Genomic DNA, 21,708 nt, shown 5'->3' with positions numbered 1-21,708 from the left:
GGAAAAAATGGATCTGAATTTAACGAATCGTACGGCCATCGTGACAGGCGGCGCAACCGGCCTGGGGAGAGAGTTTGTTCTTTCTCTCGCCAAAGAAGGCGTCAATATCTGCTTTACCTATATGCGTGAGGAAGAGTATCCCGAACGGCTGATCGAAACGGTGAAGGCCAGCGCGAACGTAGAGATCATCGCGGTCAAAACCGATCTCTCTGACGAACAGAGCCGGGAAAATCTGTTTGCCACCTGTATCGACAGACTGGGTAAAGCCGACATTCTGGTGAATAACGCCGGGATCTGGCTGAGCGGCTACGTCACCGAGATCAGCCCGCAGGACTGGGATCTGGTGATGAATGTCAATCTGAAAGCCATCTTCCATCTCAGCCAGCTGTTTGTAAATCACTGCCTGCAGCATGACCAGATGGGCAGCATTCTGAATATTACCTCGCAGGCCGCGTTCCACGGCTCCACGACGGGACATGCGCACTACGCGGCAAGTAAGGCCGGCCTGGTCGCCTTTGCTATCTCTCTGGCGCGGGAAGTCGCCAAACAAAAAATCAATGTGAACAATATCGCCGTCGGGATCATGGATACTGCGATGATCCGTAAGAACATTGAGCAAAACCCTGACTATTACGTCAGTCGTATTCCGGTGGGCCGCGTGGCCCAGCCGCAAGAAATTGCCGACATCGGTGTCTTCATGGTTTCTCCTAAGACCAGCTATATGACGGGAGCAACTCTGGACGTTACCGGCGGTATGTTGATGCGTTAATCTAGGGAGAATCATTATGAAATGTCTGGCAATTGCCGATCTGTTTATCAATGCAGCGATGATGGAATCAGGACTGAAAGCGCTCAGGGATAACGGGATTGAAGTAGAAGTACGCGAGTGGTCACATGGCTCCGTTGAGAAACTTCAGGAAGATAATCTGCGAGTTGAACAGGAAGGAGCAGAAGCCGTGGCCTTACCGGAAGCGCTGCTTCAGGGAACGGATGATATTGACATCCTGATCACTCAGTTTGCCCCGGTCAATACTGCGGTGTTCGATAAACTACCAAAGCTGAAATATGTAGGCGTGCTCCGCGGTGGCGTGGAAAACGTGAATCTTCAGGTGGCGAACGCCCGGGGCGTTGAGGTGATGAACACCCCGGGGCGTAACGCTCGCAGCGTCGCCGAATTCACGGTCGGCATGATCCTGGCGGAAATGCGCAATATCGCCCGTTCACACGATGCCCTGCGTGACAAATACTGGCGTAAAGACAGTCCGAACCATCAGGCGATCCCGGAGCTTGGCGGAAAAGTCGTGGGGCTGGTTGGCCTCGGTCATATTGCCCAACTGGTCGCGGGATTTCTCAGCGGCTTTGGCACGGAGATTATCTTTTACGATAAGTACGTTGCAGGCCATGAACGTTATGAGAAAGTCGATTCTCTGGACGAACTGGTACAACGCGCCGACGTTATCTCGTTACATGCTCGCCTGACGCCGGAAACCGAAAATCTGATTAACGCACACCATTTCGCGCTGATGAAGCGCAGTGCCATCATTGTTAACACGGCACGCTCCGGGTTAATCAATGAAAAAGAGATGATTGATGCGCTCAGATCCGGGCAAATCATGGGCGCCGCGCTTGATACCTTTGATGACGAGCCGCTTCCAGACGACAGTGCATTCTATACTCTGAATAACGTGACCATTACGCCGCATATTGCCGGGAGTACCATTGACGCATTCAGTAATTCGCCCAAACTCTTCGCTGAGATCCTTTTAAAGAAACTCAGTTAAATATTAAAAGAACCATTAAAGGTATTAACAGGGCCCAATGGGCACGGGTTTACTCGTGCCCAATTCGCCCGCCTTTTAAGGAATCATTATGGATATTATCAACAGCATTATTAGTCTGGGGGCATCAGTAATGATGCCAGTAATATTCTTTATTATCGCGCTTTGCTTTGGCGTTAAAATCGGTACGGCATTTAAAGCAGGGATGCTGGTAGGCATTGGTTTTGAAGGGGTGGGGCTGGTGATTGGCCTGCTGCTGACAAACCTGGGCCCGGCATCGCAGGCGATGGTTGAGCGTATCGGCCTGCAGTTAACGGTCGTTGATACCGGTTGGCCTACCGCATCGACCATTGGCTGGGGTTCGCCGCTGATGCTGCCCGTCGTGGTGGGCTTTATCGTCATCAACCTGGCCATGCTTCTGTTGAAATTAACCAAAACGGTGAATATCGATATTTTTAACTACTGGATTTTCCTGATCATGGGGTCTGTGGTCTATGCCGGAACGGGAAATTACTGGCTTTCGGTCGGTATTACATTCGCTATTTTTGTGTTGACGCTATTGGCGGCAGATTTAACGGCGCCGTATTTACAAAAAAACTATAATCTTAAAGGGATATCATTCCCCCATCTTACCTGTATAGCTTACGTGCCGTTTGGCATTGCCTGTAATTACATCATTGATAAGATCCCGCTTATCAATAAAATCAATTTCGACCCGGAAAGTATTAATAAAAAATTCGGCGTTTTTGGCGAGCCTCTTACCCTGGGGTTTGTGCTGGGACTGCTGTTGGCCTTCCTGGCGGGATATGACGTTTCCGCGGCCGTTTCACTGGCCATTAAGGTTTCAGCCGCCATGCTGCTGCTGCCTAAAATGATTGAAATTCTGGTGCAGGGATTGTTGATTGTCCGTGATGCCGCTGAAGCAAAACTGAAGGCTAAATTCCCGGGGCGCGATTTTTACATCGGGATGGATACGGCGTTACTGATCGGTGAACCTTCGGTACTGGCGACCGGTCTGCTGTTAATCCCTATGGCTGTGGTGCTGTCTATCATTCTGCCCGGCAACCGCGTACTGCCCTTTGTCGATCTGGCTTCATTAATGTTCCTGCTGGCAATGGTCACGCCGTTCTGTAAACGAAATATGTTCCGCATGTTCATAACCGGAACCCTGATCGTGACCTGCATCCTGTATGTCGGGACGGACATTTCGCAAGAATACACTCAGGCGGCGGTGAACTCGCATATTCCGGTGCCGGAAGGGATGGCCGAGATCACCAATATCGTCGGCGGCGCCACGACGCCTGTCGGCTGGCTGGCCGTCAAATTTGGCGAGTTTTTTAGCGCCACACCTTAGTACAAGGCCACTCAAGTAAACAGAGGGCAAACTGTTGCCCTCTGTTTCTTCCTCTTATTCTGTGCGCTGAATAGCTGGCTCAGCTACGCCCCTGGTTTGAACATCTGACCAGCGCGTCCGCCCCCTGCGCGGCGAGGTGGCTCATTTCTTTTGTACCCCCTCCCGTTTTCAACCCAACCTGCTATGCTCCTTCTTTCCCTGTTCTCTGGAGATCCCGATGCTGACCATCTGGGGCCGAAAAACCTCCTCTAACGTGCAGGCGCTGATGTGGTGTGTTGGCGAGCTTGGGTTGGACTATCTCCGGTTCGACGTGGGGCATCGCTATGGTGGTACCGACAGCGAGGCGTTTTATCAGCTCAATCCCAATCGTACGGTACCAGTGCTGCAGGATGACGAAAATCCGCCGCTGTGGGAAACCGGCGCGATCCTTCGCTATTTAGCCAGTCGCTACGCCGACGACGCCTTCTGGCCGGGCGAACTGCTGGCTCGTACTGAGGTTGATCGCTGGGCCGAGTGGTCAAAGCAGAATATCGCCCTCGGCTTTACGACGCCGGTGTTCTGGCGCGTGGTGCGCACGCCTGCCGCCGAGCGGGATCCGCAGGCCATCGCCGCGGCGGTGACGGCCCTGGAGCAAAAGCTGGCGATTGCCGAGGCACGTCTCGCCGGGAGTCGCTATCTGGTGGGCGATACGTTCACCCTGGCCGACATCCAGTTTGGTCATGTGCTGTACCGCTACTTTGCCATCGATATCCCCCGTCGTCCCCTCCCCCACCTTGCGGCGTATTATGCACGGCTAACCTCACGGCCCGCCTTTCGCCAGCACGTCATGGTCAGCTACGACGAACTGAAGGTCTGAAGGTGGTCGGTAGCGCCTCCTGACGCTACCGACATACCGGTTAACGCGCCATCAGGACAAACACGCCCCAGCCGAGATATTCCCGGGTCCAGGTGACATGGTGCAGCGGTGCGGTGGTCAACTGCTGGCGAACCTCCGGTGCGAAGTCATCGTGCGGATTGGCCTCCAGCCAGCGGCGCATTGTCAGCCATTTCGCCGCTTCATAACGATCCCAGCCCTCCTGGTCGGCCAGCACCATCTCCACCACGTCATAGCCCAGTTCGCCAAAGTGGGCGACCAGCGCCGGTAGCGTCAGGAAGTCATCGGGTGACTGCGCGCCGCAGGCAACCGTCTCTTCTGCCGTGGCCGGACGTTTGCGCCACCATGGCTCGCCGATAAGCAACATGCCGCCTGGGGTAAGGCTCTGCTTCAGCAGCTCGATTGTGCCTGCCACTCCGCCGCCGATCCACGTGGCCCCCACGCAGGCGGCAATATCGCACGGCTGGCTGGCGACATATCCGCTGGCATCCTGGTGCACAAAGGTTACCCGGTCGCTTACCCCGAGCTCCTCTGCCCGGGCGGCCGCCTGCTGACTGAACAGCAGGCTCATGTCTACGCCGGTGCCGACGATCTGATGATCGCGCGCCCAGCTACAGAGCATCTCGCCGGAGCCGCTGCCGAGGTCGAGAATGGTGGTGCCCGGCGCCATTCGCAGCGCCCGTCCCAGCGTGGCGTACTTTTCCGGGGTAAAAGGGTTAAGGATACGGTGCTCGCTTTCACTGATGGTAAAAATGCGAGGGATATCGATCATGAGGTTTTCTCCTTGAGAGCCATACGCCCGGGCAGCGACCCTGCCCGGGTCGCTATTTCAGCGGTTGTCCGCTTGCGCGCGAACGTTATTCAAACCGGTCGTGTTGATCCGGTACGGCTGGCCGTTCACCGACTTAATCAGCTTTTTGGTTTTGAGCTTTTTGAAGACCGCAAGGGTGCAGTCGCTCAGCAACAGCCCTTCGCGGGTGTAGCATTCAACGGCGGTAATGCGGCCGGAGGTATCGCGGACGTGCGCAATACGGCCACCTTTGGCGAGAACGTGTAAGGTCCGTTGTTCCTGACGGGACAAATTCATACTGAAACCTGTTCATTATCATGTGCGAAAACATGCCTACACCCGCAGGTGTGTGCGTAAGGTTTAAGCGCAGCGATAATCAGTCCGGCCTGGGCAGGTCGGGAAACTGATTATCTGATAATGACATTCTCCAGCATCGAAGCCTCAGTGAGCATTGAAAGGTATTTACCAGCTGAATATTAACACCTTCATCTGGTAAGGATATTGTGCAGATTAAAAACTGTGACCGGTATTACGATTTCCCTCGGCCCTATCCCCATTTTGCGCTATCCGCCACCCGCTCTGTTCCGCAACTTTCACCACCACCTTATCCCCCTTCCGCATTGTTAAATAATTGTTGTCAGATCACAAAATGGAAACAAAAAGGCCATTTCGTACGCATTTTATAAAAATGTAGATATTTTTAATTTATGGCTACGAAATGAACATCACCCTGACCTTACAGCGAGGAACGATCCTGATGAACGCCCTGACCGCAGTAAAACCGACACCCGCGCCGGTAGCCCAGCAATACCCTGGCTTTTCTTTCACCCCTTCCGCCCAGTCGCCGCGCCTGCTGGAGCTCACCTTTTCCGCCGAAACGACCACGCAGTTCCTGCAGCAGGTCGCGCAGTGGCCGGTGCAGGCGCTGGAGTACAAATCTTTCTTACGCTTCCAGGTCGGCAAGATCCTCGACGATCTGTGTGGCAATCAGCTGCAGCCGTTGCTGATCAAAACATTGCTCGATCGCGCGGAAGGCGCGCTGCTTATCAACGGCGAAGGGATCGATCACGTCAGCCAGGCCGAGGAGATGGTCAAGCTGGCCACCGCCGTCGCCCACCTGATTGGTCGTTCCAACTTCGACGCCATGAGCGGTCAGTATTACGCCCGCTTCGTGGTGAAAAATGTCGATAACTCAGACAGCTACCTGCGCCAGCCGCACCGGGTGATGGAGCTGCACAACGACGGCACCTACGTCGAAGAGCAAACCGACTACGTATTAATGATGAAGATCGACGAGCAGAACATGCAGGGCGGCAATTCCCTGCTGCTGCATCTCGACGACTGGGAGCATCTCGACGAATTCTTCCGCGACCCGCTGGCTCGCCGTCCGATGCGCTGGGCCGCGCCGCCGAGCAAAAACGTCAGCAAGGATGTTTTCCACCCGGTGTTCGACGTCGATTCGCTGGGCCGCCCGGTAATGCGCTATATCGACCAGTTCGTCCAGCCGAAAGATTTCGAAGAAGGCACCTGGCTGAGCCGCCTCTCCGACGCGCTGGAGACCAGCAAAAACATCCTTTCCATACCGGTGCCGGTGGGCAAATTTCTGCTCATTAACAACCTGTTCTGGCTGCACGGCCGCGACCGCTTTACGCCGCACCCGGACCTGCGCCGCGAGCTGATGCGCCAGCGCGGCTACTTTGCGTATTCCACGAATCATTACCAGACTCATCAATAAGGGTTTTCAGGCGAAGGAATTGAGCGGATGTATGATTTCGTTATTATCGGCGGCGGCATCATCGGCATGTCGACCGCCATGCAGTTAATTGAGATTTACCCGGACGCCCGCATTGCGCTGCTGGAAAAAGAGGCCGGGCCGGCCTGCCATCAGACTGGCCACAACAGCGGCGTGATCCACGCCGGGGTGTATTACACGCCCGGCAGCCTCAAGGCGCAGTTTTGCCTCGCCGGCAACCGCGCCACCAAGGCCTTTTGCGAGCAGAACGGCATCCGCTATGACGTCTGCGGCAAAATGCTGGTCGCCACCTCACCGCTGGAGATGGAGCGGATGCGCGCCCTGTGGGATCGCACCGCCGCCAACGGCCTGCAGCGCGAGTGGCTAAGCGCCGGGGAGCTACGCGAGCGCGAACCGAACATTACCGGGCTCGGTGGGATCTTCGTTCCTTCCAGCGGCATCGTCAGCTACCGCGAAGTGGCGGTGGCAATGGCGAAGAACTTCGAAGCGAAAGGCGGAACGATCGTCTACAACGCCGAAGTCAGCGCCCTGAAAGAACATGCCAGCGGCGTGGTGATCCGCACCCGCCAGGGCGGAGAATATGAGGCCTCGACGCTGATCGCCTGTTCGGGCTTGATGGCCGATCGGCTGGTAAAAATGCTCGGCGTCGACCCCGGGTTTATCATTTGTCCGTTCCGCGGCGAGTATTTCCAGCTGGCACCGCAGCACAACCAGATCGTCAACCATTTGATCTATCCGATCCCCGATCCGGCGATGCCGTTCCTCGGCGTCCACCTGACCCGCATGATCGACGGCAGCGTCACCGTCGGCCCCAACGCCGTGCTGGCTCTGAAGCGCGAAGGCTACCGCAAGCGCGATATCTCGCTGGCCGATACCCTGGAGATCCTCACCTCGCCCGGCATCCGCCGGGTACTGCAAAACAACCTGCGCTCCGGACTGGGCGAAATGAAGAATTCGCTGTGCAGAAGCGGCTATCTGCGGCTGGTGCAAAAATACTGCCCGAGCCTGACGCTGAGCGATTTACGCCCGTGGCCGGCCGGCGTGCGGGCGCAGGCCGTGTCCCCGCAGGGCAAGCTGATCGACGATTTTCTCTTCGTTACCACCGCGCGTTCGATACATACCTGCAATGCGCCATCGCCAGCGGCCACCTCCGCTATCCCGATCGGCGCGCATATCGTCAGCAAGGTGCAGAGCCTGCTGGCCAGCCAGAGCAATCCCGGACGCACGCTGCGTGCGGCACGTAGCGTGGAGACACTACACGCCGCTTTTACCCGTTAACCCCCCCTGAAGACAGGAAGCAATTATGCAACTCAACGATATGACTCTGTTTCGCCAGCAGGCGCTGATTGATGGTCAGTGGCGCGATGCGCCCAACGGCGACGTGATTGCGGTCACCAACCCGGCCAACGGCGAGCAGCTCGGCAGCGTGCCGAAAATGGGCGCCGACGAAACCCGACAAGCGATCGAGGCCGCTAACCGCGCCCTACCCGCCTGGCGCGCCCTGACCGCCAAAGAGCGGGCGAACATTCTGCGCCGCTGGTTCGATCTTATGATGGAGAACCAGGACGATCTCGCTCGCCTGATGACCCTCGAGCAGGGAAAACCGCTGGCGGAAGCCAAAGGCGAAATCAGCTACGCCGCCTCCTTTATTGAGTGGTTCGCCGAAGAAGGTAAGCGCATCTACGGCGACACCATTCCGGGCCACCAGGCCGACAAGCGCCTGCTGGTGATTAAGCAGCCCATCGGCGTTACCGCCGCCATCACCCCGTGGAACTTCCCGGCGGCGATGATCACCCGCAAAGCGGGCCCGGCGCTGGCCGCCGGCTGCACCATGGTCCTGAAACCGGCCAGCCAGACGCCGTTTTCCGCGCTGGCGCTGGCCGAACTGGCGAATCGCGCCGGGATCCCCGCCGGAGTGTTCAACGTGGTCACCGGCTCCGCCGGCGCGGTCGGCGGCGAACTGACCAGCAACCCGCTGGTGCGCAAGCTCTCCTTTACCGGCTCTACCGAGATTGGCCGCCAGCTGATGGAGCAGTGCGCGAAAGACATCAAAAAAGTCTCCCTGGAGCTGGGCGGCAACGCGCCGTTTATCGTCTTTGACGATGCCGACCTCGATAAAGCCGTCGAGGGGGCGCTGGCGTCGAAGTTCCGCAACGCCGGGCAGACCTGCGTCTGCGCCAACCGCCTGTACGTCCAGGACGGGGTGTATGACCGTTTCGCCGAGAAGCTGCAGCAGGCGGTGGAAAAACTGCGCATTGGCGACGGCCTGCAGGACGGCGTCACCACCGGCCCGCTGATCGACGAGAAAGCCGTGGCCAAAGTTGAAGAACACATTGCCGATGCCATCGCCAAAGGCGCGAAGGTGGTCACCGGCGGCAAACCGCACGCCCTGGGCGGCAACTTCTTCCAGCCGACCATCCTGGTCAACGTTCCCGACAGCGCCAAAGTGGCGAAAGAGGAGACCTTCGGCCCGCTGGCCCCGTTGTTCCGCTTTAAAGATGAAGCCGACGTCATTGCCCAGGCCAACGATACCGAGTTCGGTCTCGCCGCCTATTTCTACGCCCGCGATCTGAGCCGCGTCTTCCGCGTCGGCGAAGCGCTGGAGTACGGCATAATCGGCATCAATACCGGCATTATCTCCACCGAAGTCGCGCCGTTCGGCGGCGTTAAGGCCTCCGGCCTCGGCCGCGAAGGGTCGAAGTACGGCATCGAAGATTACTTAGAAATCAAATATATGTGCATTGGCCTTTAACAGGAGCGACGGATGAACAGCAATAAAGCAATGATGGCGCGTCGCAGCGACGCGGTCCCGCGCGGCGTCGGCCAGATCCATCCTATCTTCGCCGAACGCGCGGAGAACTGCCGGGTGTGGGACGTGGAAGGCCGGGAATATCTCGATTTTGCCGGCGGTATCGCGGTGCTCAATACCGGCCACCTGCATCCGCAGGTTGTCGCCGCCGTCGAAGACCAGCTGAAAAAGCTGTCGCATACCTGCTTCCAGGTGCTGGCCTATGAGCCTTATCTGGCGCTGTGCGAAAAGATGAACCAGAAGGTGCCCGGTGATTTCGCCAAGAAAACCCTGCTGGTCACCACCGGGTCGGAAGCGGTGGAGAACGCGGTGAAGATCGCCCGCGCGGCAACCGGGCGCAGCGGCGCTATCGCCTTCACCGGCGCCTATCACGGCCGCACCCATTACACCCTGTCGCTGACCGGCAAAGTGAATCCTTACTCCGCCGGTATGGGCTTAATGCCGGGCCATGTCTATCGCGCCCTCTACCCGTGCGCGCTGCACGGCGTCAGTGATGATGAGGCGATCGCCAGCATCCATCGCATCTTCAAAAACGATGCCGCGCCGGAAGATATCGCCGCCATCATTATTGAGCCAGTGCAGGGTGAAGGCGGGTTCTATGCCGCCTCCCCGGTCTTTATGCAGCGCCTGCGCGCCCTGTGCGACGAGCACGGCATTATGCTCATCGCCGATGAGGTCCAGAGCGGCGCGGGCCGCACCGGTACCCTGTTCGCTATGGAGCAGATGGGCGTCGCGGCGGATATCACCACCTTCGCCAAATCCATCGCCGGCGGTTTCCCTCTGGCGGGTGTCACCGGCCGCGCGGAGGTGATGGACGCCATCGCCCCCGGCGGACTGGGCGGCACCTACGCCGGCAACCCCATCGCCTGCGCCGCCGCCCTGGCGGTATTACAGATTTTCGAGCAGGAGAATCTGCTGGAAAAAGCCAACCAGCTCGGCGACACCCTGCGCCAGGGCCTGCTGGCGATCGCTGAAGATCATCCGGAGATCGGCGACGTGCGCGGTCTGGGGGCGATGATCGCCATTGAGCTGTTTGAAGAGGGCGACCGCAGCAGGCCGAACGCCAGGCTGACGGCGGATATCGTCGCCCGCGCCCGCGACAAAGGCCTGATCCTGCTCTCCTGCGGGCCGTACTACAACGTGCTGCGCATCCTGGTGCCGCTGACCATCGAAGAGGCGCAGATCGAGCAGGGGCTCAAGATCATCGCCGACTGCTTTAGCGAGGCGAAACAGGCATAGAGAAACAGGCATAGAACAGAACACATGCGGAAGCGAAGTACGTTCGTAAGGGAATGAAGACGAGACCTGCAAAACAACAATAATACGCGTGCCCCGGCGCGGGAACGTCGGGGCGCTCTCCCAGGTGACACACTTCGAGAGGGTAAATGATGGGGCAACTGTCGCAATCACAGGATTTAGGGGCGGGGCTGAAGTCGCGCCACGTCACGATGTTATCTATCGCCGGGGTGATCGGCGCGAGTTTATTTGTCGGATCCAGCGTCGCCATTGCCGAGGCAGGCCCGGCGGTGCTGCTGGCCTATCTGTTTGCCGGGCTGCTGGTGGTGATGATTATGCGTATGCTGGCCGAAATGGCGGTCGCCACGCCGGATACCGGCTCCTTTTCCACCTACGCCGATAAAGCCATCGGCCGCTGGGCGGGGTATACCATCGGCTGGCTATACTGGTGGTTCTGGGTCCTGGTTATTCCGCTGGAAGCCAATATCGCGGCGATTATTCTGCATTCGTGGGTGCCGGGCGTCCCGGTGTGGTTGTTCTCCCTGGTCATCACTCTCGCCCTCACCGGCAGTAACCTGCTGAGCGTCAAGAACTACGGCGAATTCGAGTTCTGGCTGGCGCTGTGCAAAGTGATCGCTATTCTGGCGTTTATCGTACTGGGCGCGGTCGCCATTACCGGCTTTTATCCCTATGCCGAAGTGAGCGGCATTTCGCGGCTGTGGGACCACGGCGGCTTTATGCCGAATGGCTTCGGCGCGGTGCTGAGCGCGATGCTGATCACCATGTTCTCGTTTATGGGCGCGGAGATCGTCACCATCGCCGCCGCCGAATCGGATACCCCGGATAAACATATCGTGCGCGCCACCAACTCGGTGATCTGGCGTATCTCTATTTTTTATTTGTGCTCGATCTTTATCGTCGTCGCCCTCATCCCATGGAATATGCCGGGGCTGAAGAGCATCGGCTCCTACCGCTCGGTGCTCGAGCTGCTGCATATTCCCTATGCCAAGCTGATTATGGACGGCGTGATCCTCCTGTCGGTCACCAGCTGTCTGAACTCGGCACTGTATACCGCCTCGCGGATGCTCTACTCCCTGAGCCGTCGCGGCGATGCGCCGGCCATTATGGGCCGGACCAACCGCAGCAAAACGCCATACGTGGCGGTGCTGCTCTCTACCGGCGCGGCGTTCCTCACCGTAGTGGTGAACTACTATGCCCCCGCCAAGGTGTTTAAATTTCTCATCGACAGCTCTGGCGCCATCGCCCTGCTGGTCTATCTGGTGATCGCCGTTTCACAACTGCGGATGCGCAAAATCCTTCAGGCGCAAGGCGGCGAGATCCGTCTCAGAATGTGGCTCTATCCGTACCTGACCTGGCTGGTGATCGCCTTTATCACCTTCGTGCTGGTGGTGATGCTGTTTCGTCCGGCGCAGCAGCTGGAGGTGATCTCTACCGGCCTGTTAGCACTGGGAATTATTTGTACGGTACCGATTATGTCACGCTGGAAAAAGCTGGTATTGTGGCAAAAACTGCCGCTGCAAAATACGCGTTAACTCTGTTCCCGGCGCCCGCCGGGAAGAGTATTCAGGAGTAAGAACATGACCGCCATTCCCCAGGCGACGGCCATTGACGGGTACCGTTGGTTAAAAAACGACATCATCCGCGGGGTTTACCACCCCGATGAGAAGCTGCGGATGAGCCTGCTGACGTCACGCTATGGCCTGGGGGTCGGTCCGCTGCGCGAGGCGCTTTCGCAACTGGTGGCCGAGCGGCTGGTAACGGTGGTCAATCAGAAAGGCTATCGGGTGGCGCCCATGTCGGAACAGGAGCTTCTCGATATCTTCGACGCGCGCGCCAACATGGAGGCCATGCTGGTGCGTCTCGCCATTGAACGCGGCGGCGACGAGTGGGAAGCCGAGCTGCTGGCCCGCACCCATCTGCTCAACAAGCTGGAGTCGTGCGAAGCGAGTGAGCACCTACTCGATGAATGGGACCAGCGCCATCAGGCGTTTCACACCGCCATCGTCGCCGGCTGCGGTTCGCAGTATCTGCTGCAGATGCGCGAACGGCTGTTCGATCTGGCGGCGCGCTACCGCTTCATCTGGCTGCGCACCACCGTGCTGTCGGTGGAGATGCTGGAAGATAAGCATGTCCAGCATCAGACCCTGGTGGACGCTATTCTGGCGCGCGACGCCGAACAGGCCAGCGCGCTGATGCGTGAGCACTTACTGACTCCGATCCCGATTATTCAACAGGCGATGGCTGGCAAGCTGTCGCCGCAGGCAGGGTGAGTCAGATGGAGGGGTGGAAATTACGGGTATGGCGGCACGCATCTCCACGCCGCACGGGCGTGGAGAAATCGTATCCGTAGATCAATCAGGCTCGCAGGCGAACCGGTTCGCTGAAATCGTCGGCCGGTTCCAGCTTCAGATTAAAGGTGGTCAGCAGCGCTGCCGCGCGCTCGTGAAACTCGCGCAGCGTTTTTTCCAGCCTGTCGCTCACTTCCGGGTCGTCAATGTCGACCGCCTGCCATGATCCTTCCTTATTGAACAGGCCAAACTGGTAGCTATAGGTGAAACGTGACTCTTGTGCTTCCATTTCCATCCACCAGCCCCAGAATTCACGCTTCTCCGGTGCAGGCTTAACATTGACGCAAACTGCCAGGCAATCGAAAAAGAAACGGTTGTCATGGCACTGCTCTTCGCGAATGTAAGGCCCCAGCGCCGTGAATTTCTTGATCAACTTACTTTTCAGGTGTCCACTCGGTAACGTCATTGCGATCTCCTTTAGTGATGCAACTGTTTTACCAAACCAATAGAATTTAGCAATAAATTAACCAAATCTATGATTGATCCAGCGGGCGATCTGTCGCAATGCGTGATCAAAATTGCGATACACCGGGTTAAACGGGATCTCCAGCATTTTGCCATCGGCAGATGACGAGGTGATTAACCGCGACTCCTCTTCGGGGCTGAACGGATCGTCCTTCCAGAAGCCGGAGAGCATCGGCGTCGGGCAACGGCGCCCCAGCAGTCCCTGGGTTTTTAACGAATAGCGGTTGAGCTCCACGCGTAGCGCTTCATCGGACGCGTCATGCATGCCCAGCCGCGAAGCCAGCACGTCAAGATACATCTCCGGCACGCGCCCCTGATGCAGGGGATCCACCAGCAGACCATGAACGACCGGGCCCAGACAGGCTACAGCCTTCAGCCGCTGCGGCTCCAGATAGCCCAGACGCACCGCGATATTGGCGCCAAAGCGGAAGCCGAAAGCGGCGACCCGGGTATGGTCAATCCACGGCACATTTTCCAGATGGCGCAGCGCGTGCTGATGCAGCAGGCTGGTGTCCTGATTTAGCGTCCATTTTGACGAGAAGCCGATGGAGGGCATATCAATGGTCAGCATGGCAATGCCGAGCGGTGAGAAGTAGTTCTCATACAGGTTGTAATAATCGGTCTGCAGCGAGTCCAGCCCCCCGCACATCAGCACCGTCGGAAACGGCCCCTCGCCTTTCGGCATATGCAAAAAGCCGGTTATCGGCGAGCCGCCAGGGATGGTGAACTCCAGCTCGCGCAGCGAGCCCGGCAGCCGCTGGGCGGCTTCTTCATACGCCCGGTTGGCTAAAGCCTGCGCCTGTTCCGCCAGCTCATCGCCTTTAATATGCGGATAAGCGGCAATGCTATACAGGTTCGAGGCATGCAGCCAGTGGCGGCCGCTCAGCAAAGGATCGGCTTCCTGCCCGGCCTTTTGCTGCCACTGCATGGCTTCTTTCGCCCACTCGAAGATCCAGTTGCCGCCGCGATAGCCGATGACGGTATCGAACAGCTCAGGATCGGTTCGTTCGGCCTCGCTCATCACAATGCGCGCTTGCACATCGAGGATCTCCTGCGGAGTTACGCCGCGCCAGATCCACATCAAACGGTTGATCAGACGGTACCAGTGATCGACGTGATTGCCGCTCAGCGCCGACTGCATCGCCTGGGGTTTTCCGGCAGAAAACCGACGCACCAGCGTAGAAGTTTCGGGATGTTTGAAGCGAGGTTTAAACAGCGTTTCGCTGAGGTTAGCCTGTGACATGTGCAGTCTCCGTCGTAGTGCCACTCCGGATATTGTAACCTGCTAAAGGATAAAAAAAACCACGCCCGGCAAGCCGGGCGTGGTAAATAGCACTGTCCTGAAGAATTAACGACCTGCGATAGGCGGTACAAACACCACGCCCATATCCCACGGCTGTTCAATCCAGGTATCCTGCGGAATATCCACAACGTAATCGTCCACCAGCGGGCGGCCTGCCGGCTTGGCGAAAATGGTGACAAAGTGCGCTTTGGGATACATTTCGCGGATCGCCACGGCGGTACCGCCGGTATCCACCAGATCGTCGATGACGATAAAGCCTTCGCCATCGCCTTCCGCACGTTTCAGCACTTTCAGCTCGCGCTGGTTATCATGGTCGTAGCTGGAGATGCATACGGTATCAACATGACGAATGCCCAGTTCACGCGCCAGTAAGGCTCCCGGTACCAGTCCGCCGCGGCTAACGGCAATAATGCCTTTCCATTGCTCAACCGGCAGCAGACGGCTGGCCAGTTTGCGGGCGTGAATCTGCAACATGTCCCAGGTGACGACGTATTTTTCGCTCATGTGAAGTGTCCCAGCCTGTGTAATACGGCTTAAATAATGTTCGAGGGGGAAAATGGTTGCGCGAGATTATAGAGATCTGACGCACTAAAAACCAGTGTTAAGCGGTTTGCGCAACGCTTTTTGCGTTGTTTACACTACCTGCGGCGGTGGAAAGTGGTATTCTCAACCCCATCGCGCAAGCCCGGGCTTGTTGTGTATTTTAACGCTAACCCTCGTCCTGCAACCGCTGTATGCAGGAGTCTGTAAGGAGACTTACCGTGTCTGAACTGTCTCAACTATCCCCGCAGCCGCTTTGGGATATTTTTGCCAAGATTTGCTCCATCCCGCACCCGTCCTATCACGAAGAACAGCTCGCCGAGCACATTATGGGTTGGGCAAAAGAAAAAGGCTTACATGCGGAACGCGACCAGGTTGGCAACATTCTGATTCGTAAAGGCGCGACTGCCGGTATGGAAAACCGTAAGCCGGTAGCGCTGCAGGCGCACCTCGATATGGTGCCGCAGAAAAATAACGACACCGTCCACGACTTCGTTAAAGATCCGATCCAGCCGTACATTGACGGCGAATGGGTGAAAGCGCGCGGCACCACGCTGGGCGCGGACAACGGTATCGGAATGGCGTCCGCACTGGCGGTACTGGCCGATGATAGCGTCGCTCACGGCCCGCTGGAAGTGCTGCTGACCATGACCGAAGAAGCCGGCATGGACGGCGCGTTCGGTCTGCAGGCCAACTGGCTACAGGCCGATATCCTGATCAACACCGACTCCGAAGAAGAAGGCGAAATCTACATGGGTTGCGCCGGCGGGATCGATTTCACCTCTAACCTGGCGCTGACCCGCGAAGCGATTCCCGCCGGGTTCCAGAGCTTTAAAGTCACCTTAAAAGGGCTGAAAGGCGGCCACTCCGGCGGTGATATTCACCTTGGTCTGGGTAACGCCAACAAGCTGCTGTCGCGCTTCCTCGCCGGCCACGCCGATGAGCTGGATCTGCGTCTGGTCGATTTCAACGGCGGCACGTTGCGCAACGCCATCCCGCGTGAAGCTTACGCTACTGTCGCCGTCGCCGCGGATAAAGCCGATGCGCTGAAAGCGCTGGTGAATACTTACCAGGCGCTGCTGAAAAACGAGCTGGAGGCCAAAGAGAAGAACCTGGTGGTGCTCGTGGAAGCGGTCGATAACGACAAAGCGGCGCTGACTCAGGCTTCCCGCGACACTTTCATCCGTCTGCTGAACGCCACGCCGAACGGGGTTATCCGCAACTCTGACGTGGCGAAAGGCGTAGTGGAAACTTCGCTGAACGTCGGCGTCGTCACCATGACCGATGACAACGTACAGATCCACTGCCTGATCCGCTCGCTGATCGACAGCGGCAAAGACTACGTGGTCAGCATGCTGGATTCTCTGGGTAAGCTGGCGGGGGCGAAAACCGAAGCCAAAGGCGCTTACCCTGGCTGGCAACCGGACGCCAATTCGCCGGTGATGCACCTGGTGCGCGAGACTTACCAGCGTCTGTTCAACAAGACGCCGAACATCCAGATCATTCACGCCGGTCTGGAATGCGGTCTGTTCAAAAAACCGTATCCGGAGATGGACATGGTCTCCATCGGGCCAACCATTACCGGTCCGCACTCCCCGGATGAGCAAGTCCATATCGAGAGCGTCGGTCAGTACTGGACGCTGCTGACCGAGCTGCTGAAAGCCATTCCGGCTAAATAAGCCCCACAACCGGCGGCGGCCCGCCGCCGGTTTTACCCCGCATCACCTTAGCGCCACGCGTTTTTCCATCCGGTAATTAATAAACCACTCCCCGCGCGCCGCCACCCGTTGCTCAGCCACCACCTTAAAACCATGAGCCGTAAAACAGGGCTTTGCGGTAATGCTGGCGTCCACCGTCAGGATTTGCGCTGGATACTGAACGCAGAGCGCCTCGATAAGCGCGCCGCCGATACCCTGGCGGGCACGATCCGGCGAGACGAACAGCAAATCGATATGCGTCCCGATGGCGGTGATAAAGCCAACCGGCTGGCTGTTGACCACGGCCACCAGGCCGATTGAGTCGGCCAGCTTTTGTCGCCAGCGCGTCTCATCCACCTGCGCCCAGGCCGCGATCTGCCCCGGGGTATAGTCCCGACTGGCGGTTTCCCGCACCGCGCGCAGAAAGATCTGGCAGAGCAGTGGCAAATCACTGTCGCGGTAAGCACGAATATGCATGGCTAAATCCCTAATAAAAGCTGCCTTTCCAGCTGCGGATCGAGCAACGTCACGTGGAGCCCAACCAGGCGCACGCCCCGTCCGCCGCGGCGCTCATCCCAGGCTTTGTGCGCGGTGGCGATCAGATCCTCTTTGTTCAGCCGCGGCCAGACGTGCTCCTGGGTGGTCAGCTGGAAATCATTGAATTTCAGTTTAATGCCCTGGCGGGCGATCAGCAGATCAGGTTTGACCTTCGCCAGTCGCCTCTCCAGCTCGGGATAGAGGTTTTCGATAATCGCTTCGCACTCCGGCCATTCATGGATATCTTCCGCTAAGGTGCGCTCCACGCCCACCGATTTACGCTGCCGATCGTTATGAATTTCCCGCTCATCAATCCCGTGGCTGCGCTCCCACAGAATACGCCCGAATTTACCGAAGCGCTTAAGCAGCATGGCCAGATCGCTGTTCTGCACATCGCCACAGGTTCGCAGGCCCATATTTTCCAGCTTCGCTGCCGATACCTTCCCGACGCCGGGTATTTTCGCCAGCGGCAGCGCCCGCACAAACTCTGCCACCTGATGGGGGGCGATAACGAACTGGCCGTTGGGTTTATTCATATCTGAAGCGATTTTAGCGAGAAACTTCACCGGCGCCACCCCCGCCGAGGCGGTGAGGCGCAGCTCCCGTTCGATGGTCTGGCGGATCTCCTGGGCTATCAGGGTGGCTGACCCGTGACAATGCTCGCTGTCGCTGACGTCAAGATAGGCTTCATCCAGCGACAGCGGCTCAATGCGCGAGGTATAGCGGGAGAAAATTTCGCGGATATGGTTCGAGGCTTCTTTGTAGGCATCAAAGCGGCCGGGAAGCAGCGTGAGATGCGGGCACAGCTTGAGCGCCGTCGCCGTCGGCATGGCGCTGCGCACGCCAAACTTACGCGCAGGATAGTTCGCGGTACTAATCACGCCACGCTGTACCCGACTGCCGCCTATCGCGAGGGGGATATCGCGCAACGCTGGGTTGTCGCGCATCTCCACCGCCGCAAAGAAACAGTCCATATCGACATGGATAATTTTACGCATCGTCAGACTCAACACTGTATACCCATACAGCATAGCAAAATCAGATGCGAATTTTATGCTTTTTTTATTTCATCGGCTAAAAAAGCGGTTAAAACATAAATCTGCAATAAATCATGTTTATTTTCATTGAGTTAAAAGATAAATCAGGAAGATATAATCATGAAGAAAATACTTACCGCGCTTTGCCTGCTGGCCACAGCCGGCGCCTGGGCCGCTCCACAGCTGATAGCCCACCGCGGCGGCACCGGCGATGCGCCGGAAAATACCCTGCCGGCCATTAAGCTGGCGCTGGAGAATAACGCCGAAGCCATCTGGGTCACGGTGCAGTTAAGCCGCGACGGCGTACCGGTGCTCTACCGGTCAAGCGATCTTTCCGCATTGACCAATAGCGAGGGCAAAGTTTCCGGTTTGACCGCCGCCGAGCTGGCGAAAGTCGACGCCGGCTGGAAATGGGGGGGTGACAACCACCCGTGGCGCGGTAAGCAGGCCACCATTCCGACCTTGCAAAGCGTTTTACAGCAATGGCCACACACTTTTTTCTATATCGATATCAAATCTCCGGATGCCGATCCCACCGTGATGGGCCAGCGCCTGCTTGAAGTGTTAAAAACCACCGATAGCCTCGATCGCGTGCGGGTCTATTCCACCGAAGACCGCTATATCGCCGCCCTGCCGCCAGCCATCCCTCGCTTTGTCACTCGCAGTGAAACCCGCACCAGGCTTGCCAATATTTCGCTCAGCCATCAGTGCCAGCCAGCGAGTCAACGCGATGGTGAGCAGTGGTATGGACTGGAGCTGAAGCGCAAAGTCGAGGTGGTGGAGAAATTCACCCTTGGCGAAGGGATCTCCCCGGCGACGCTCACCTGGGATAAAGAGGCAATGGATTGCTTCCGCTCGCAGGATAAAGCGCACATTATCTTCTTCGGCATCAACAGTGCGGAAGACTACCGCACGGCGATAGAACTGGGCGCCGACGGGGTGATGGTGGATTCTCCGGCGCAGGCGAAAAGCTGGCAGTAAGGGAGTCAACGGCTAAAAAAGCCGCGAAAGCGGCCTCACATTGCTGGCATGTTGTTGCCGGGTGGCGGTTGGCGCCTTACCCGGCCTACAAAACTGAAGCAGCAGGTCCGGCATGCGCAGCGCCGCCGGGCATTACAAAATACGCCGCTGCTGACGCTGCGCCTCGCGGGCGAGGCGCTTTTTACGCGCGTCGCACGGTTCCGGACAATCGCAGACTTTCTCCAGCCCCAGCGCGGAGATCCCACCGCAGCTGCCCTGGATGCTCTTGCGCTTCACCAGGTAGCCCAGCGACATGCCGAGGATCACCAGCGCAAAAATCACAAAGGTCGCGATAAATACCGTCAGCATCGTCAGCCTCCAAAGTCGTCGAGGAGAATATTCTCGTCCTCGACGCCCAGATCTTTGAGCATCTTAATTACCGCGGCGTTCATTACCGGCGGCCCACACATGTAGAACTCGCAGTCTTCCGGCGCCGGGTGATCGCGTAGATAGTTCTCGTACAGAACGTTATGGATAAAGCCGGTATGCCCGGTCCAGTTATCTTCCGGCAGCGGATCGGAGAGCGCGACGTGGAAGGTAAAGTTTGGATTGTCGCGCGCCAGCTGTTCAAACTCCTCATCGTAGAACATTTCGCGCAGCGAACGGGCGCCGTACCAGAAGCTGATTTTGCGCGTGCTGTGCAGGCGCTTGAGCTGGTCGAAAATATGCGAACGCATCGGCGCCATCCCGGCGCCGCCGCCGATAAACACCATCTCGGCGTCGGTTTCTTTAGCAAAGAACTCGCCAAACGGCCCGGAAATCGTCACCTTATCGCCCGGCTTCAGCGACCAGATATAGGATGACATGATCCCCGGCGGCGCATCCGGGACCTTCGGCGGCGGCGTCGCGATGCGCACGTTGAGCATAATGATGCCCTTCTCTTCCGGATAGTTAGCCATTGAGTAGGCGCGCAGGGTCGGCTCTTTCACCTCAGAGACATAGCGAAACAGGTTGAACTTATCCCAGTCTGAACGGTATTCATCGGGAACATCAAAATCTGCATAGGCCACTTTATGCGGCGGGCATTCAATCTGAATATAGCCCCCGGCGCGAAACGGCACCACCTCCCCCTCCGGGATCCGCAGCTTGAGCTCTTTAATGAAAGTGGCTTTGTTATCGTTAGAGATAACTTCACACTCCCATTTTTTGACGCCGAAAATCTCTTCCGGCAGTTCAATCTTCATGTTCTGCTTCACCGCCACCTGACAGGCCAGACGGCAACCGGCTTTGGCATCCCGCTTGGTAATATGCGAAAGCTCGGTCGGCAGGATATCCCCGCCGCCCTCTTTAACAGTTACCCGACACTGGCCGCAGGAGCCGCCGCCGCCGCAGGCGGAGGAGACGAAGATCCCGTTGCTGGACAGCGTGTTCAGCAGTTTGTCACCCGCCGGGGTGCGGATCTGTTTATCCGCTTCGTTATTGATCTCAATAACCACGTCGCCCGCGTTCACCAGCTTTGAGCGCGCTGCCAGGATAAGCCCCGACAGCACCAGCACAATCAGCGTGAACATCACGACGCCAAGAATAATTTCCATACTTATTCGCCCTTATAGCTGCACGCCGGAGAAGGACATAAAGCCCAGCGCCATTAGTCCGGTGGTGATAAAGGTGATCCCTAACCCGCGCAAACCGGCAGGCACGTTGGCGTACTTCATTTTTTCGCGGATCCCCGCCATCGCCACGATCGCCAGCATCCAGCCAATGCCGGAGCCGAAGCCGTAGACGATGGACTCCGGGAAGTTGTAATCGCGCTGCACCATGAACGACACGCCGCCGAAAATCGCACAGTTAACCGCAATCAGCGGCAGGAAGATGCCCAGCGCGTTGTACAGTGCCGGAAAATACTTATCGAGGATCATCTCGAGGATCTGCACCAGCGCGGCGATCACTCCGATAAAGGTGATGAAGTTAAGAAAGCTGAGATCCACCCCCTCAACCAGCGCGCCGTCGCGCAGCACCAGGTTATAGACCAGGTTATTGATTGGCACGGCAAGCCCCAGCACTACCGTCACCGCGACGCCGAGGCCGAAGGCGGTGGAGACCTTTTTCGACACCGCAAGAAAGGTGCACATCCCGAGGAAGAAGGCCAGCGCCATGTTCTCAACGAACACCGCGCGGACAAACAGGCTGATGTAATGAGCCATCA

The 21,708-nt window shown here is 57.7% G+C and carries 22 protein-coding genes; 12 read left to right on the top strand and 10 right to left on the bottom strand.

Annotated features, from left to right (window positions below; all coding sequences use genetic code 11):
- The first annotated feature begins 7 nt into the window (after positions 1 to 7).
- The 4 genes from HMPREF3140_RS08760 (at position 8) to HMPREF3140_RS08745 (ending at position 3,988) form a co-directional block, all read left to right on the top strand.
- Positions 8 to 769, top strand: a complete 762-nt coding sequence (locus HMPREF3140_RS08760) for an SDR family NAD(P)-dependent oxidoreductase (RefSeq protein WP_032410865.1) — start codon at positions 8 to 10, stop codon at positions 767 to 769.
- Between the two features lie 16 nt (positions 770 to 785).
- Positions 786 to 1,781 carry a 2-hydroxyacid dehydrogenase gene (locus HMPREF3140_RS08755; protein WP_004177325.1) on the top strand — a complete coding sequence of 332 codons (996 nt, stop codon included), beginning with the start codon at positions 786 to 788 and terminating at the stop codon, positions 1,779 to 1,781.
- Positions 1,782 to 1,869: 88 nt separating this feature from the next.
- A complete protein-coding gene (locus HMPREF3140_RS08750; RefSeq protein ID WP_004204671.1) occupies positions 1,870 to 3,132 on the top strand; it encodes a PTS galactitol transporter subunit IIC in 1,263 nt (420 codons plus the stop codon).
- A 217-nt stretch (positions 3,133 to 3,349) separates the two neighbouring features.
- The gene (locus HMPREF3140_RS08745; protein ID WP_002889850.1) at positions 3,350 to 3,988 is read left to right on the top strand and encodes a glutathione S-transferase family protein; all 639 of its coding nucleotides are present in this window, start codon (positions 3,350 to 3,352) and stop codon (positions 3,986 to 3,988) included.
- A 40-nt stretch (positions 3,989 to 4,028) separates the two neighbouring features.
- Here the strand turns inward: HMPREF3140_RS08745 and HMPREF3140_RS08740 are convergent, their stop codons facing one another.
- Both HMPREF3140_RS08740 and HMPREF3140_RS08735 read right to left on the bottom strand, forming a co-directional pair.
- Entirely contained in the window at positions 4,029 to 4,778 is a 750-nt protein-coding gene (locus HMPREF3140_RS08740; protein WP_032410864.1) for an SAM-dependent methyltransferase, read from the bottom strand.
- Between the two features lie 57 nt (positions 4,779 to 4,835).
- Entirely contained in the window at positions 4,836 to 5,093 is a 258-nt protein-coding gene (locus HMPREF3140_RS08735; protein WP_002889848.1) for a YjhX family toxin, read from the bottom strand.
- A 460-nt stretch (positions 5,094 to 5,553) separates the two neighbouring features.
- Between HMPREF3140_RS08735 and glaH the strand changes: the two genes are divergently transcribed.
- From glaH to csiR, 6 genes are all read left to right on the top strand, one after another.
- Positions 5,554 to 6,531, top strand: a complete 978-nt coding sequence (gene glaH / locus HMPREF3140_RS08730; protein WP_002889847.1) for a glutarate dioxygenase GlaH — start codon at positions 5,554 to 5,556, stop codon at positions 6,529 to 6,531.
- A 27-nt stretch (positions 6,532 to 6,558) separates the two neighbouring features.
- A complete protein-coding gene (lhgO, locus tag HMPREF3140_RS08725) occupies positions 6,559 to 7,827 on the top strand; it encodes an L-2-hydroxyglutarate oxidase (RefSeq protein ID WP_032410862.1) in 1,269 nt (422 codons plus the stop codon).
- A 25-nt stretch (positions 7,828 to 7,852) separates the two neighbouring features.
- The gene (gabD, locus tag HMPREF3140_RS08720; protein WP_004204664.1) at positions 7,853 to 9,301 is read left to right on the top strand and encodes an NADP-dependent succinate-semialdehyde dehydrogenase; all 1,449 of its coding nucleotides are present in this window, start codon (positions 7,853 to 7,855) and stop codon (positions 9,299 to 9,301) included.
- 12 nt (positions 9,302 to 9,313) lie between these two features.
- A complete protein-coding gene (gene gabT, locus HMPREF3140_RS08715) occupies positions 9,314 to 10,597 on the top strand; it encodes a 4-aminobutyrate--2-oxoglutarate transaminase (protein WP_032410859.1) in 1,284 nt (427 codons plus the stop codon).
- 149 nt (positions 10,598 to 10,746) lie between these two features.
- Positions 10,747 to 12,147, top strand: a complete 1,401-nt coding sequence (gene gabP / locus HMPREF3140_RS08710; protein ID WP_002889795.1) for a GABA permease — start codon at positions 10,747 to 10,749, stop codon at positions 12,145 to 12,147.
- A 45-nt stretch (positions 12,148 to 12,192) separates the two neighbouring features.
- Positions 12,193 to 12,885, top strand: a complete 693-nt coding sequence (gene csiR / locus HMPREF3140_RS08705; RefSeq protein ID WP_004177331.1) for a DNA-binding transcriptional regulator CsiR — start codon at positions 12,193 to 12,195, stop codon at positions 12,883 to 12,885.
- Positions 12,886 to 12,970: 85 nt separating this feature from the next.
- On the opposite strand, the gene crl is transcribed toward csiR, so the two are convergent.
- The 3 genes from crl to gpt all read right to left on the bottom strand — a co-directional run bounded on the left by crl (position 12,971) and on the right by gpt (position 15,235).
- Complete coding sequence (gene crl / locus HMPREF3140_RS08700) at positions 12,971 to 13,369, bottom strand: sigma factor-binding protein Crl (RefSeq protein WP_002889793.1); 399 nt, start codon at positions 13,367 to 13,369, stop codon at positions 12,971 to 12,973.
- A gap of 57 nt (positions 13,370 to 13,426) precedes the next feature.
- Positions 13,427 to 14,671 carry an esterase FrsA gene (gene frsA / locus HMPREF3140_RS08695; RefSeq protein WP_032410856.1) on the bottom strand — a complete coding sequence of 415 codons (1,245 nt, stop codon included), beginning with the start codon at positions 14,669 to 14,671 and terminating at the stop codon, positions 13,427 to 13,429.
- Between the two features lie 105 nt (positions 14,672 to 14,776).
- Positions 14,777 to 15,235 carry a xanthine phosphoribosyltransferase gene (gpt, locus tag HMPREF3140_RS08690; RefSeq protein WP_002889733.1) on the bottom strand — a complete coding sequence of 153 codons (459 nt, stop codon included), beginning with the start codon at positions 15,233 to 15,235 and terminating at the stop codon, positions 14,777 to 14,779.
- A gap of 257 nt (positions 15,236 to 15,492) precedes the next feature.
- Here gpt and pepD point away from each other — a divergent pair, with 257 nt between their 5' ends.
- Positions 15,493 to 16,950, top strand: a complete 1,458-nt coding sequence (gene pepD, locus HMPREF3140_RS08685) for a cytosol nonspecific dipeptidase (protein ID WP_004152033.1) — start codon at positions 15,493 to 15,495, stop codon at positions 16,948 to 16,950.
- Positions 16,951 to 16,992: 42 nt separating this feature from the next.
- Here pepD and HMPREF3140_RS08680 read toward each other — a convergent pair whose 3' ends face one another.
- Both HMPREF3140_RS08680 and dinB read right to left on the bottom strand, forming a co-directional pair.
- On the bottom strand, positions 16,993 to 17,445 hold the full coding sequence (locus HMPREF3140_RS08680; RefSeq protein ID WP_002889727.1) for a GNAT family N-acetyltransferase: 453 nt from the start codon (positions 17,443 to 17,445) through the stop codon (positions 16,993 to 16,995).
- 2 nt (positions 17,446 to 17,447) lie between these two features.
- Positions 17,448 to 18,503, bottom strand: coding sequence for a DNA polymerase IV (gene dinB / locus HMPREF3140_RS08675; protein WP_002889726.1), 1,056 nt, complete (start codon positions 18,501 to 18,503; stop codon positions 17,448 to 17,450).
- A gap of 159 nt (positions 18,504 to 18,662) precedes the next feature.
- Between dinB and HMPREF3140_RS08670 the strand changes: the two genes are divergently transcribed.
- Entirely contained in the window at positions 18,663 to 19,523 is an 861-nt protein-coding gene (locus tag HMPREF3140_RS08670) for a glycerophosphodiester phosphodiesterase family protein (protein ID WP_032410852.1), read from the top strand.
- Positions 19,524 to 19,655: 132 nt separating this feature from the next.
- On the opposite strand, the gene nqrM is transcribed toward HMPREF3140_RS08670, so the two are convergent.
- The 3 genes from nqrM to nqrE are packed head-to-tail and all read right to left on the bottom strand — an operon-like array spanning position 19,656 to position 21,706.
- Entirely contained in the window at positions 19,656 to 19,871 is a 216-nt protein-coding gene (gene nqrM, locus HMPREF3140_RS08665) for a (Na+)-NQR maturation NqrM (protein WP_002889722.1), read from the bottom strand.
- A gap of 2 nt (positions 19,872 to 19,873) precedes the next feature.
- Complete coding sequence (nqrF, locus tag HMPREF3140_RS08660) at positions 19,874 to 21,097, bottom strand: NADH:ubiquinone reductase (Na(+)-transporting) subunit F (protein WP_002889720.1); 1,224 nt, start codon at positions 21,095 to 21,097, stop codon at positions 19,874 to 19,876.
- 12 nt (positions 21,098 to 21,109) lie between these two features.
- Positions 21,110 to 21,706: an NADH:ubiquinone reductase (Na(+)-transporting) subunit E gene (gene nqrE, locus HMPREF3140_RS08655; protein ID WP_004177335.1), complete on the bottom strand. Its 597-nt coding sequence runs from the start codon at positions 21,704 to 21,706 to the stop codon at positions 21,110 to 21,112.
- Positions 21,707 to 21,708 lie beyond the last annotated feature (2 nt).

This window comes from Klebsiella sp. HMSC16A12 (assembly GCF_001808265.1).
Lineage (GTDB): Bacteria > Pseudomonadota > Gammaproteobacteria > Enterobacterales > Enterobacteriaceae > Klebsiella > Klebsiella pneumoniae.
The sequence above is the reverse complement of the archived record's forward strand: the minus strand, read 5'-3'. Positions and strand labels throughout refer to the sequence as shown.